Raw genomic sequence first — 13,442 nt, 5'->3', positions numbered from 1 at the left:
GTCCTCGCGATCGAGACCGTCGCAATGTTCCGGGAGATCGACGGCCGTCGAGTGCCGCCGCTAGTAGGTCGCGGCCGGCCGTTCCTCGCGTTCCCTCGGCCGGTCCGGGGCATCACCCTCCCCGGGAGCCCCCGCTCCCTCCCGCGCGTCGGCATCCAGGCCGTGCCCCTGACCGACCTCGGAGAGGGGACCTATCGGGGCGAGCAGGGGGGGCTCTACCCGGGCGGGAGCAACCGGCGGCCCGCCGAGCACGAGCAGGCCGGGCTGGAGCGGGCCCGAGCCGTCCGGCCGCTCGACCGCGATGGCCGGCCTGCTGACGACGGCCGGATCGTGCTGCTCTCGATCGGCATGTCGAACACGTCGATCGAGTTCGACGCGTTCCGGACGATCGCCGAGGCCGATCCGCACACGAATCCCGACCTGGTGATTGTCGATGGGGCCCAGGGCGGGATGGCGGCCAACGTCATCCTCGGCGACCGGGCGAAGGGCCTGCAGTTCTGGCGGACCATCGACGCGCGGCTCGCCCGCGCCGGCGTCACGCCGGCCCAGGTCCAGGTCGTCTGGATCAAGCTGGCCGACGCGGGCCCGCGGGGCCAGTTCCCCACCCACGCGCGGGTCCTCCAGCGCGAACTGGAGCGGATCACGCGGCTCCTGGAGGATCGGTTCCCGAACCTGCAGCTGGCCTACGTCTCGAGCCGGACGTTCGGCGGCTACGCTCGCACCCCGCTGAACCCCGAGCCCTTCGCCTTCGAGTCGGGCTTCGCGGTGAAGTGGCTGATCGAGGAGCAGCTCGCCGGCTCACCAGGGCTGAACTTCGACCCCTTGCGCGGTCCGGTGGAGGCGCCCTGGCTCTCGTGGGGGCCGTAATCTCTGGGCCGACGGCGCGACGCCCCGAAGCGACGGCCTGACCTATTCCCGCGGCGACTTCGCCGCCGACGGGACCCACCCCTCGCCGCGCGGTGCCCTGAAGGTCGCCCGGCAATTGCTCGACTTCTTCCAGAGCGATCCCACGACGCGGCCCTGGTTCCTCGCGACCTGACGGGCCCGACGCCCCACGCGCCGCAAGTGTGCCGTGGTTCACGTTCCTCCCCCGCCCGAGTGGCCGATCTCCTAGGGTGCCGGTCTCGGCCCGTCATTGACGGCCGGGGCCGTCGACGGGATCGATCACTCGAATCGAACAGGGGAGGGACCGTACGATGGGACGATTCGCTCGTGCGATCAGCTGGGGGATGGCCGTGTCGGCCGTTCTGGCATGCGCCTCGACCGTCGAGGCGACGGCGTCCGAGGTCGCCTGGCGCGCCGACTACGCCACCGCGCTCAAGGAGGCGGGTCGGTCGGGTCGGCCGGTCGTGATCGTGGTCGAGTCGGAGGGTTGCGGCTGGTGCCGGCGGCTGGAGCGGACCACGCTGCTCGACCCCCAGGTCGTCGGCGTGCTCAACGGGGCGACGGTGCCCCTGAAGATCGACGCGAGCGACCTGGGCCACGAGGCCCTCGTCGCGACGCTGGGGGCGGAGGGTGTCCCGGCGATCGTCGTCGTCGCGCCGCCCGGCCGGATCGTCGCCCGCCGGGTGGGGTATCTCGACCGGGTCGGCTTCCTCGGCTTCATCCGCCCCTTCGTCGCGGGTCGACCCCGGTAGGGCCGGGGCGTCGGGATGCGGCGAGTGTGAAGCGGCACACGGAACGAGGCGCCCGCTCCTGGGATGTTCGCGGCGGCGTCGCCCGGAGTGGGGTGATGCTCGATCCGAAGAACCCGCCAGGAGAAGGACAAGTCTTATGCGCAGCAAGAAGCGACTCGCCGTCCCGGTCCTCGTCGTCATGGTCGCGGGAGTGGGGGCCGCACTGTCGGCGGCCCAGGGCAACCGTCCGCAGGGACCGCCGCCCCCCGAGCCCTTCGGGACGTACCTCGTCTACTCGGCGGCGGGCGTCTACGACCCGAGCATCCCGCCGGCAGAGGGTGACCTCGCCCTCTGGTTCCACCGGGACGTGATGGGACGCGGCCCGGCCCAGATCGCCGCCGAGCGGGCGCGGGCGGACGCCTACTTCCAGGCGACCTTCGGGGTCCCGCCGGGCCGCTCGTCCGCCTTCGGCCTCGACCCGAGGAACGAGTACCGCGCCTACGTGGTCTCCGGGGAGAACGTGCCGCCCGAGGGCTGGGTGGTCCGCGACGGCGGCTTCATGGTCACCATCGGCGCCGGCGGCGCCACGCTGAGGGGGACCTGGGGCGGGCCGTCGGGCCGGTGGGTGCCGGAGGGGACCGTCATGGTCTTCGGCGACTACAACATCGCCGCGCCCGGGGTGGGCAACGGCCGGCGCGGGGACCGGGAGATCATCATCCACTACGAATCCGCCGAGCCGATCATCCCCAACCCATTCCAGGAGGGCATCCTGTTCCAGTGCCGCCTGACGAGCGACTCGTTCGACGACTTCGGCGGCGGGCTCGCCCAGGGGATCTCCATCCCCCGGGTCGGCGCCGACGGTCGCCTGGTCGCGAACATCCGCAACGTGCTCACCTTCCCGGGCCTGGGCTTCGACGCCGAGTGAACCGGTGAGGATCGGTCGGCCGCCGGGACCCGTCGAACCCCACGGCCCGACCACCACAAGTTCCTTTCATGGGCTCCATCGCCACCGCGATGGGTGACCATTCCGAGCGGACGGCCCGGGCATCCATCGCCGGCGACGGCGGACGGGCCATCTGCTCGTTGCCATTTCTCGACGCACGCCACTTGCAGCTGCTCTTTGCCACTTCTGACGGCTGTCCGACGGCTCGGGGCTTGAACGAGCCCCCGCCCTCCCGGCACGCTTGCGGTTGCAACACCGCCGCAATCGCACCGGGGAGGGACGAGGGTGTTCGCCATCACGCTGACCGCCCAGTGGGCCGCCTGGGTCGCCGCCCTGGCCGCCCCGCTGCATCGCCGCTGTGCCTGGCGACTGGCCCCCGTCGTCGCCGGCATCCTCATGGCCTCCGGCCGCCGCACCGCCTCCAGCTGGTGGCGGGCCGCCGGCATCGGCCGGGCCTTCCGATCCTACTACTACTTCCTCGACCACCTCGGCCGCAAGGTGACCCAAGTCGCCACGGTCCTGCTCGGCCTGGTCCTCGGCCGGATCGCCCCGGAGGAGCGGCTGCTGCTGGCGATCGACGACACGCCGACGAAGCGATACGGCCCCGAGGTCCAGGGGGCCGGCGTCCATCACAACCCCACGCCGGGGCCGGCCGGATCGAAGTTCCTCTATGGTCACAGTTGGGTGGTTCTCAGCCGCATCGTCCACCACCATCAGGGTGGGGTCGTCGGCCTGCCGCTGCTGGGGCGGCTCTACATCCGGGACAGGGACATCCCCGATCTGCCCGACGAGGTCGAGTGGGACTTCCGCACCAAGCCGCAACTGGCCGCCGAGTTGATCGGCTGGGCGGGGGGCCGGATCGCCGATCCGGGGCGACGGCCCTGGGTCGCCGTCGATGGGGCCTACGGCAACCGGGAGTTTCTCAAGCCGGCCAAGCGGGCCGGCTTCGTCGTCGTCGCCCGGCTGAGACGGGATGCCGACCTGAGCGACCTGCCGCCGCCGCTCAAGCCGGGGCAGAAGCGAGGGCGAGGCCGCCCGCCGATCTACGGCAAGGGCTCGATCAGCCTGGCCAAGCGGGCCGGGCAGCGGCGGGGATGGCAGGAGGTGCGGGCCTCGACCATCAGGGGGCGGGAGGTGATCCGCATGGCCAAGAGCTTCCTGGCGACCTGGCGGCCGGCCGGGGGCACGATCCGGGTGGTGATCGTCGAGGAGCCGGATGGCGAGTGGCGGGCCTACCTCTGCACCGACCCCGGTGCCTCGGTCGAGGCGATCGTCCAGGCGATCCACGATCGATGGGCGATCGAGCAGGGCTTCGCCGACCTGAAGGAGGTCGAGGGGATCGAGCAGGTGCAGTTGCGGCGGGTGTGGTCGAACGTCGGGGCGTTGAACCTCAACCTCTGGGTCCACACGCTGGTCGAGGTGTGGGCCTGGGGCCGCCCGGCCGAGGAAGTCAGGGACCGCCGGGATCGCCCGTGGGACGATCCGGATCGTCGGCCGTCGCACGCCGACCGCCGCAAGGCGTTGCAGCGGTCGATGGTCGAGGAGGAATTCCGGCGGGTCAGGCTACCGCTGCCGTGGTCGGAGAAAATCCGCCCACTGCTGGAAGGAGTGGTCAGGATGGTGGCCTGACGCAGGTCGCCACTGGCAAAGAGCAGCTTGCAGGACAGGCCATTCAATCGTCCCACCCTCGAGACCCTCGCCGCTCTCGAAATAATTCACGCCCCTCCCGACATTCCCTTGGTTGGAGAGCAAGCCGTCCACGGCGTCCGATCGGAAGAAGAGAAGCCTTGTCTCGTGAGCGATCGAAAGCCGAGAGCTTCATGCGGCACCTGGGCCCCCTCCGCGGGGCGCTCGAGGCGTATTGCCGCCGCTCGCTCCGGGACCGGGGCGAGGTCGGCGACGTGCTGCAGGCCGCGGTCGCCAACGCCTACCGAGACTTCGACCTGTACGTCGAGGGCACGAACTTCCGGGCCTGGATCTTCCGCTACATCAACGGCGAGATCCTCAATGCGAACCGCCGCTCCGGGCGCGCCCCGCAGGTGATGGGATCCAAGGTCGAGGTGCTCGTCGAGCCGACGTGGCAGATGCCGGCGGATGCGCCGCTCGTCGAGGCCCTGCGGGACGATCCGGACGCGGTCCTGGAACAGTGCGACGAGGTGCTGGCCGAGGCCGTCCGCGGCCTGCCCCCGCAGGAGCAGGCCGTGGTGCTGCTCCGGGCCATCGGCGAGTTCAAGTACCGCGAGATGGCCGAGATCCTGGGCATCCCGCTGGGCACGGTGATGACCAGCCTGTCGCGGGCCCGCCAGAGGCTCCGGGAGCGACTCGCAGACTTCGGTGGGGAGAGGGGACTGCTCGGCCCGGGCGGGGCTGAGATCGAATGAGGCGTTCCCGGGTCGACCGATCCTCGCCGCTCAGATCAACTGTCCTGCCGGGTCCGGCACAGGTGTCGGGGGAGGCCAACGATGACCTGCGACGAAGCGCGACGGCACTGGAACCTGTACCACGACTCCGAGGGCGACGCCGAGCTGCACCTGCAGGTCGGCGAGCACCTGGCGACGTGCCCCGACTGCGCCCGCTGGTTCCACCAGGAGAGCCGACTCGAGCACCTGATCGCCGAGAAGCTGCGGGCCGGGCCGGAGACCCCGGAGTTGTGGGCCCGCGTCCTCGCGGGCTCCGGCCTCGACCAGCGGGCGGCACCGACCCGCCACTGGGTGTTGGTCGCCGGCGTGGCGGCCTGCGCCGCCACGCTCGCAGCGATCGCCTGGCTCGGGCCGTGGGCCTCCGCCCCGGATCCCGGGGGTGCGGACCTCGCCGAGCTGACCGCCGCCTGGCACGAACGGCTCGTGGACGGTCGGGAGTCGGTCCCGTTCCGCAGCCGCTCGGACCTGGAGGTCGAGCGCTACCTGCGCCGCCGGGTGTCGTTCCCGGTCCGCTGCCCGCCGCGGCGCGACGCGGGCTTCGCGGTCCGCGGGACAGGGGTCTGCGCGCTGGCCGACCGCCCGGCGGCCTACCTCGTGGGTGAGGTCGGCGACTCCCCCGTCTCCATCTTCGTCCTCCCGCGCGAGAGCCTCGACGCGTTCCCGCACCAGCGGGACGCCATCCACCGCGAGGGGACGCACCGCTGCCGCCAGGGGCCCTACGAGATGGCGATGGCGGTCGTCGACCGCAACATCGTGCTCGTCGTCGGGCGGGCGGAGCCCGGCCAGCTCCTTAGGATCCTCGACGCCTACGGCAGCTACCACGAGGCTCATCCCTCCGGACGGCCCCGGCATCTCATCCGGCCCGAAGACGACAAGATCGCCGGGGAGATGGGGCGAGGCCGCCTTGCCGTCCGCCTGGCGCGACGACCTCGCTGGGGGAGCACCGATCCAGGGATCGATCGCCGCGACTTCTCCGGGCTGACGAGGGCGGCCCGGCTCACCGGCAATGCGCCGACGATCCCGAGGGGGGTGTGACGATGGCGATCGAGGAGGCGACGTATCCGCAGGCGGCCTGGCTTGCAGCCGAGGTGCGGGAACTGGCGGCTGATGCGTCGCGAATCACCGCTGCGGGCGGGTGCTGCCCGAGTGAGATAGCGACCTTTACCCGGCGGGTCTCGCGGCTCCTGGCGCGGATGGACCACGGGCCGCCGACGCCGATCCGCCGGTGGTTGGAGAACTTGCAGCGACAAGTCAGCGGGCTCGGGCAGTCTCCCGGGCCGTGGAGGTCGATCAGTTCACACGAAATCGGGCCGGCCCGATACGCCTGGTGCGATTTGGCGGACTTGCCGGGATGGCACGAAGCTCACGCGGGTCGCACGAAGGGTGGCCGACGAATCGCGGCCCGCGATCATCGGAGATAAGTGATGGAACACTCGTCGGCACCGATCGCGGGAGCCGAGCCGGAGTCGCCGGAGCCGTGGGGCCGCGTCCCCTCGGGAGCCGGCCTCGACCAGCGGACGTCACCGGCCCGTCATCAGATGCTCGTCGTCGGCGTCGCGGCCTGCGGCGCCACGCTCGGTCGGAATCATCGGAGACATTCATGATTCGTACTGCTCTCAAGAATCCTTATCTGGTCGTCGTCATGGCCCTGGCCGTCCTGGTCGTGGGCGTGACGTCGTATCAGAAGATCCCGGCCGACCTGCTGCCGATCTTCAAGACCCCGGCCGTGCAGATCGTCACGTTCTACCCCGGCATGCCGCCGGAGGTGATGGAGCGCGACATCATGAGCCGGCTCGAGCGCTGGACCGGCCAGTCGGTCGGCATCGACCACCAGGAGGCCAAGGCGATGCTTGGCGTCAGCATCGTCAAGAACTTCTTCCGCGAAGACATCTCGATGGACTCGGCGATGAGCCAGGTCACGAGCTACGCGGTCAGCGACATGTACTACCTGCCGCCGGGGACCATCCCGCCGATGGTCATGCCCTTCGACCCGACGGCCTCGGTGCCGCTCTGCCTGGTGACCGTCTCCAGCACGGAGATGAACGAGAAGGAGCTCTACGACATCGCCTACTTCGAGCTGCGCAACCGCCTCCAGGCGATTCAGGGCGTCATCGCCCCGGCCGTCTACGGCGGCAAGCTGCGGCGCATCCTGGCCTACGTCGATCGGGAGAAGCTGGAGGCGCGCGGGCTGTCCTTGATGGACGTGCAGAAGGCGCTGCTGGAGCAGAACGTGCTCATCCCGGCCGGCAACGCCAAGATGGGCGAGGTCGACTTCCAGATCTTCACCAACGCCCTGCCCGACACGGTCGAGAAGATCAACCAGACGCCGATCAAGGTCGTCGACGGTGCCATGGTCCTGATGCGCGACGTCGGCGAGGTGCAGGACGCCGGCCAGATCCAGACCAACGCCGTGCGGATCAACGGCGCCCGCCAGGTCTACATCCCGATCTACCGCCAGCCGGGCGCCAACACCATCGAGATCGTCGACGCGATCAAGGACCGGCTGGACCGCATCCTCAACCGCCTGAAGGAGATGAACTCCGACGACCCGAAGATGCAGAGCCTGGTGCTGAGCGTCGTGATGGACCAGTCGATCGGCGTCCGACAGAGCATCACCGGGCTGCAGGTCGCCGCCGGCTTGGGGGCCGTGCTGGCCGGGTTGGTCGTGCTGGTCTTCCTCCGCAGCTTCCGGTCGTCATTGGTGATCTTCCTGGCGATCCCGCTGTCGATCCTCGCGGCGATCATCGGCCTGTTCTACACGGGCGACACGATCAACGCGATGACCCTCGGCGGGCTGGCCCTGGCCGTGGGCATCCTGGTCGACCAGTCGATCGTGGTGCTGGAGAACGTCGTCCGCCACGCGCAGATGGGCAAGCCGCCGGTGCAGGCGGCCCTGGACGGCGCCGGCGAGGTGGCGATGCCGATCTTCGTCTCGACCGTCACGTTCTGCGTCGTCTTCTTCCCGATCGTCTATCTGTCCGGCATCGCCAAGTTCCTCTTCACGCCGCTGGCGGTGGCCGCCTGCGTGGCGATCATCGCCTCGTTCGTGCTGTCGATGACGCTGGTCCCGGCCTATTGCGCCAGCTTCATGAAGCTGGGCGAGGCCGCGCGGGATGCCGGCGGCCACGGCGGGTCGTCGTCGGGCCGTGAGGGGTTCGTGCTCCGGGCCTACGATCGGCTCCTGAGGGGGCTCGTCCGGGTCCGCTACGGGGTCGCGCTGGCGGCGTTCGCCCTGTTCGGTGGTTCGGTGCTCCTGTTGCTGGGCCTCGGCCAGGAGCTCTTCCCCCCCGTCGACGCCGGGCAGTTCACCATGTACGTCCGCCTGCCGTCGGGGACGCGGATCGAGCGGACCGAGGAGACGATCGCGGGGATCGAGGCGGCGATCGTCGACCGGCTCGGCGAGCCCGACCCCGGCTTCGGCATCGGCGAGGAATCGCATCCCGAGTCCAAGCTTCAAATGCTGATCTCCAACATCGGTGTCCTGATGGACTGGCCGGCGGCCTACACGCCGAACACCGGCGTGATGGACGCCTTCATGCTCGTGCAGCTCAAGGACAAGGCCGGCAAGCCCGGCGTCTTCGGGCTGGTCACCGAGCTGCGCCGGGAGCTGGAGGAGAAGTTCCCCAGCGTCGAGTTCGCCTTCGACACCGGCGGCATGATGACCGCGGCCCTGAACATGGGCGAGCCGTCGCCGATCCACTTCCAGATCACCGGGTCGGACTTGCACACCGCCCAGGAGATCGCCCACCTCGTCAAGGAGCGGGCCGAGGAGGTTCCCGGCACGGCCGACGTGCGGGTCGCCCAGCGGATGGACTACCCGGTGCTCAACGTCGAGATGGACCGCACGCTGGCGACCTACCAGGGGGTGACGGTCGACAACGTGATGAAGAACCTCGTCAGCGCCACCAACAGCTCGATCAACTTCGAGCCGGCCTTCTGGATCGACGAGAGCAACGGCAACCACTACTTCATGGGCGTGCAGTACCGCGAGGAGGACATCGACTCGCTGAACACGCTCCGCAACATCCCGATCACCGGCCCCGGGACGCAGCGCCCGACCCTGCTGCGCAACGTCGCCGAGATCGAGCAGACGACGGGCCCGGCGGTGATCAACCACCGCAACATCACCCGGGCCACGGACGTCTACGCCAACGTCCTCCCCGGCTTCGACGTCGGCTCGGTCGTCGCCGCGATCGAACGCCGCCTGGAGGCCGACCCGGAGTTGGCCCTGGTCTCCCTGCAGACCGAGCGGGGCCAGGTCTACGACGTGGCCGGCGCCTACGAGGGCCGGGGGTACTCGATGGAGATGCAGGGCGAGGTCCGCAGCATGCGCGAGTCGTTCGCGCAGTTCGGCCAGGGGCTCCTGATCGCCATCGCCCTGGTCTACCTGGTGATGGTCGCCCAGTTCCGCAGCTTCCTGGACCCGTTCATCATCCTGCTGACCGTGCCGCTGGGGTTCGTCGGCGTCGTGGCGCTGCTGTGGCTGACCGGGACGAACCTGTCGATCATGGCCTTCATGGGCATCATCATGATGGTCGGGATCGTGGTGGAGTACTCAATCGTCCTGGTGGACTTCGCCAACCACCGGCTCGGCGAGGGCCTGGGCGTCCGCGAGGCGATCATCGACGCCTCGAAGGTGCGGCTGCGGCCGATCCTGATGACCTCAATGACCACCTGGCTGGCGCTGCTGCCAATGGCCATCGGCTTCGGCGGCGGCGAGGCGAACATCCCGCTGGCCCGCGCCATCATCGGCGGCGTGCTGGGGGCGACCGTGCTGTCGCTGCTGGTCGTGCCGTGCCTGTACGTGATGCTGAAGCGTCCCCGCCCCGCCCGGGTGGTAGAGCCGGCCCTCGCCTGAGTTCGTGCGCCCCGCGCACCGGATCGAAGCCATCGAGGAGGACGAGAGATGAGTCCTGCGGAACGAATCGCGAATCGGTCCCGAGGAATCGGCGCCGCCCTGATCGCCTCGGGCCTGTCGGCTCTCGTCGCCGCTGGCTGCGGCCATGCCAGCTCGGCCGACCCGATCACCCGGGAAACAGGGGCGACCGCTGGCGAGGACGTCCCGCGGATCGAGACTGTCCGGGTCGAGCAGCGCGACCTCGCCCGGACGATCGAGATGCCCGGCACGGTCGAGGGCTACGAGACGGCCGAACTCTACGCGAAGGTCGGCGGCTACCTGGAGGAGATCCACGTCGACATCGGCGACGAGGTCACGAAGGGGCAGGAGCTGGCCCGGCTCCACGTCCCCGAGATGCACAAGGACCTCCAACGACGCCGGGCCCAGCTCGAGCAGGCACGGGCCGACGTCGTCCAGGCGGAGGCGGCCGTGCGCCAGACCGAGGCCCTGGTCGCCAACGCCGAGGCCGCCCTCGACGAGGCGAAGGCCGACCGGGCCGCGAAGGAGGCGCTCGTCGGCTTCCGCCAGGCCGAATACCGGCGCTACCAGAACCTCGTCGAGCAGAGCGCCGCGCGGCGCGACCTGGTCGACGAGTCGAGGTTCCGGCTCGCCGCGGCCGAGGCCGAGTTGAAGTCGGTCGAGGCAAGCATCCGGACCGCCAAGACGCAGGTCGACTCGGCGAAGGCCAGCCTGGCCAAGGCCCACGCGGATCGGAAGAGCGCGCAGGCGAATGTCGACGTCGCCCAGGCCGACCTCGAATACGTCGAGACGATGCTGCGGTACGCCACGATCCGGGCACCCTTCGTCGGTCAGGTGACTCGTCGCTGGGTCGACACGGGGGCCTTCATCCAGTCGGCCGAGGGCAACAGTCCCGCCGAGCCGCTGCTGACAGTCACGCGGCTCGACCGCGTCCGCATCCACCTCGACTTGCCCATGGCCGAGGTGCGGCTGCTCGACCTGGGCGACCGAGCGGTCTTGGACCGCGTCAACGTCCTGCCCGACGCGTCGATCGAGGGGGAGGTGACGCGCTTCTCGCCCGCCCTGAACCTGGGCTCTCGGATGATGCGGGTCGAGATCGATCTGGAGAACCCCGGGCATCGCCTGCGGCCGGGCTACTACGGCTACGTGACGGTGTACCTCGACGAGCTCTCCGACACCCCCGTCATCCCCTCGTCCGCACTGCTCAGCGACGGCGAGCAGAAGTACGTCTACGTCGTCAGCGACGGCACCGCCCGCAGGCGACCGATCACGACCAATTACGAGGACGGGATCATCGTCGGGGTCGCCTCCGGGCTCGACGGCGGCGAGCAGGTCGTCCGGGCCGGCGGCGCGCAGATCACCGACGGCCAGAAGGTCGTCCCCGTCCTCGCCGAGGCCGGAGGGGAGGCGACGGCCGGTTGATCGGGACGATCGGACCCGGGGCGCCTCGCCTCGATGCTGGTCTGCGGATCGTACCCGACGACCCGCGGACCGGAAGAGGGACCACGTCCGGCGATCCGATTGCCCGGATGATGCGGCCTGCGTCGAGTCGATCGCCCCGGCCGATTCAACCTGTTTCGCCACTGCGTCGATATACGAGCGTAGATCCGTCTGCGCCGAATGAGCGGCGGCCCGGTCGCCGGACGAGGGCCCCCGGTCACGCCGCTCGGTGGCCGTCGCGAAGGATCGCGACGGTCGGTTCCCGGAGCCGATCAAGGAGGGATGGCTCGATGTTCGCCAGGATACGACGGAGTCGCCGGAGCTGTTCCGGAGGGATGGTCCTGGGCGTGCTGGCGTCGGCGGCGCTCGGCGCGGACGAGATCCCTCCGCCGGTGCTGCCGGGTCCTCGCCCGGTCATGCCGGCGAGCGTCCCGGCGCCTCCCGGCCCGCAGGAGTTCGGGGGACCCGAGGGGCCGTCGGTCCCGGACACGGTCCCCTCGCCGATCCCGGGTGTCGGCGGGCCGGATGCCCTCGGGTCCGGCCTCCCCGACGCGATCGACCCGGAGGATGGGCCCCCGCCGGTGGAGATCAACCCGCTGATCGGCCCGGTCCCGCCCGGCATCGAGCCGGCGCCCCCGGCCCCGCGGCCGATCTACCCGATCGACCTGGTCGGCGCCCTCCGGCTGGCCGGGGCGCGGGACCTGGAGATCGCCATGGCCCGGCAGCGGATCGCCGGGGCGATCGCCGCGCTGCAACTGGCCCGCGTCCAGTGGCTGCCCAGCATCTTCTACGGGCCGAACTGGGTCTGGCACGACGGCCAGATCCAGGACAACGAGGGCAACGTCTTCCAGGCCAACCGCAGCTCGGCGTTCATCGGCGGCACGGGGTCGCTCGGCCAGGGTGTCGCGGCGCCCCCGCCCGGCGGCGGGCCGGCGCAGGTGTCGAGCCTGACGTCGATCCTCCGCTTCTCGGACATCATCTTCGAGCCGCTGGCCGCGCGTCAGGTCGCCGAGGCCCGGCAGGCGAACCTGGCGGCGACCACCAACGACACCCTCCTGGAGCTGGCCGACGCCTACTTCGACCTCCAGCGGGCCGCCGGCCGCGTCGCGATCGCCCGCGAGGCGATCGCCAACGCCGAGGACCTCGTCGCGCTGACCCGGACCTATGCCCAGGCCGGGGCGGGACTGGAGGCGGACTATCGCCGCAGCCTGACCGAGCTGGAGATCCAGCGTCAGAACCTGGAAGAGGCGGCCGGCCAGCTCCGGGCCGCCTCGGCCGAGCTCGTCCGCCGGACGAGGCTCGACCCGCGGATCCTCGTCGCCCCGGTCGAGCCGCCCGAGACCGTGGTCCGGATGGTCGAGCGGCAGGTCCCGCTCGACGACCTGATCGTCACGGGGCTGACCAATCGCCCCGAGCTGGCCGAGGCCCAGGCGCTGGTGCAGGCCACGCTCTACCGCCTGAAGCAGGCCCGGCTGCGGCCGTTTGTCCCCAGCCTGGTCACGCGCTTCTCGGCCGGTGGGTTCGGCGGCGGCCCCGGCGACTTCTGGGGCAACTTCGACGGCCGGAGCGACGCAGACATCAACCTCTTCTGGGGCCTGACGAACTTCGGGCTCGGCGACCGCGCCGTCATCCGCGGCCGGGCCGCCGAGCAGCGCGAGGCGGTCCTCGCCAAGATGCGGACGCAAGACCGGGTGGCCTCGGAGGTGTCTGCCGCCTACGAACTCAGCGCCGCGGCGGAGCGGCAGCTCTACGAGGCCGCCCAGGCGCTGCCCGAGGCCATCCGCTCGCTCGATCTGAATCTCACCAACATCCGCCAGGGTGCCGCATTGCCCGGCGCGACCCGGCCGATCGAGGTGCTCCAGCCGATCCAGGCCCTAGCCCAGGCCCGGCTCAACTACCTCGACGCCGCGCTGGCCTTCAACCGGGCCCAGTTCCGGCTCTACCACGCGCTGGGACGGCCGCCGATGCTCCCCGGCCCGTCGGTCCCCCCACCTCCCGGCCCGGCCCCCTTGCTCGCGCCGACCCCGACGTTCCGCGCCCCGGCGAATCTCCACATCCGGGAAGGCCATCGGCGACAGGCCAGGTGAGCATGGCCCGATCCCGAGTTGGCGGCCCCTATCGGGATCGGCCCATCGCCGCCCGCGAGC

Annotated in this window: 9 protein-coding genes; all 9 read left to right on the top strand. The window is 70.7% G+C overall.

Annotated features, from left to right (window positions below):
• Positions 1 to 24 precede the first annotated feature (24 nt).
• The 9 genes from TsocGM_RS09630 (at position 25) to TsocGM_RS09590 (ending at position 13,382) form a co-directional block, all read left to right on the top strand.
• Positions 25 to 867 (top strand): hypothetical protein, encoded by an 843-nt coding sequence (locus TsocGM_RS09630; protein WP_126725095.1) that lies wholly within the window; start codon positions 25 to 27, stop codon positions 865 to 867.
• A gap of 329 nt (positions 868 to 1,196) precedes the next feature.
• On the top strand, positions 1,197 to 1,637 hold the full coding sequence (locus TsocGM_RS09625) for a thioredoxin family protein (RefSeq protein ID WP_126725094.1): 441 nt from the start codon (positions 1,197 to 1,199) through the stop codon (positions 1,635 to 1,637).
• Positions 1,638 to 1,773: 136 nt separating this feature from the next.
• Positions 1,774 to 2,541, top strand: a complete 768-nt coding sequence (locus tag TsocGM_RS09620) for a hypothetical protein (protein WP_126725093.1) — start codon at positions 1,774 to 1,776, stop codon at positions 2,539 to 2,541.
• Positions 2,542 to 2,844: 303 nt separating this feature from the next.
• On the top strand, positions 2,845 to 4,188 hold the full coding sequence (locus TsocGM_RS09615) for an IS701 family transposase (protein WP_126725092.1): 1,344 nt from the start codon (positions 2,845 to 2,847) through the stop codon (positions 4,186 to 4,188).
• 191 nt (positions 4,189 to 4,379) lie between these two features.
• Positions 4,380 to 4,940, top strand: coding sequence for an RNA polymerase sigma factor (locus TsocGM_RS25945; RefSeq protein ID WP_158633460.1), 561 nt, complete (start codon positions 4,380 to 4,382; stop codon positions 4,938 to 4,940).
• A gap of 81 nt (positions 4,941 to 5,021) precedes the next feature.
• Complete coding sequence (locus TsocGM_RS09605) at positions 5,022 to 6,014, top strand: anti-sigma factor family protein (RefSeq protein ID WP_126725090.1); 993 nt, start codon at positions 5,022 to 5,024, stop codon at positions 6,012 to 6,014.
• A 565-nt stretch (positions 6,015 to 6,579) separates the two neighbouring features.
• Positions 6,580 to 9,837 (top strand): efflux RND transporter permease subunit, encoded by a 3,258-nt coding sequence (locus TsocGM_RS09600; RefSeq protein ID WP_158633459.1) that lies wholly within the window; start codon positions 6,580 to 6,582, stop codon positions 9,835 to 9,837.
• A gap of 48 nt (positions 9,838 to 9,885) precedes the next feature.
• Positions 9,886 to 11,277 (top strand): efflux RND transporter periplasmic adaptor subunit, encoded by a 1,392-nt coding sequence (locus tag TsocGM_RS09595; protein WP_126725088.1) that lies wholly within the window; start codon positions 9,886 to 9,888, stop codon positions 11,275 to 11,277.
• A 353-nt stretch (positions 11,278 to 11,630) separates the two neighbouring features.
• A complete protein-coding gene (locus TsocGM_RS09590; protein WP_158633458.1) occupies positions 11,631 to 13,382 on the top strand; it encodes a TolC family protein in 1,752 nt (583 codons plus the stop codon).
• The last annotated feature ends 60 nt before the right edge of the window (positions 13,383 to 13,442 follow it).

It is taken from the genome of Tautonia sociabilis (assembly GCF_003977685.1).
Taxonomy (GTDB): Bacteria; Planctomycetota; Planctomycetia; order Isosphaerales; family Isosphaeraceae; genus Tautonia; species Tautonia sociabilis.
Note: the sequence above shows the minus strand (reverse complement) of the source record. Positions and strands in the feature narration are given on the sequence as shown.

Excerpts from the sequence above, each read along its gene's own strand:
- TsocGM_RS09630 (WP_126725095.1), top strand. The coding sequence starts at position 25 with ATGTTCCGGGAGATCGACGGCCGTCGAGTGCCGCCGCTAGTAGGTCGC.
- TsocGM_RS09625 (WP_126725094.1), top strand. The coding sequence starts at position 1,197 with ATGGGACGATTCGCTCGTGCGATCAGCTGGGGGATGGCCGTGTCGGCC.
- TsocGM_RS09620 (WP_126725093.1), top strand. The coding sequence starts at position 1,774 with ATGCGCAGCAAGAAGCGACTCGCCGTCCCGGTCCTCGTCGTCATGGTC.
- TsocGM_RS25945 (WP_158633460.1), top strand. The coding sequence starts at position 4,380 with ATGCGGCACCTGGGCCCCCTCCGCGGGGCGCTCGAGGCGTATTGCCGC.
- TsocGM_RS09605 (WP_126725090.1), top strand. The coding sequence starts at position 5,022 with ATGACCTGCGACGAAGCGCGACGGCACTGGAACCTGTACCACGACTCC.
- TsocGM_RS09600 (WP_158633459.1), top strand. The coding sequence starts at position 6,580 with ATGATTCGTACTGCTCTCAAGAATCCTTATCTGGTCGTCGTCATGGCC.
- TsocGM_RS09595 (WP_126725088.1), top strand. The coding sequence starts at position 9,886 with ATGAGTCCTGCGGAACGAATCGCGAATCGGTCCCGAGGAATCGGCGCC.
- TsocGM_RS09590 (WP_158633458.1), top strand. The coding sequence starts at position 11,631 with ATGGTCCTGGGCGTGCTGGCGTCGGCGGCGCTCGGCGCGGACGAGATC.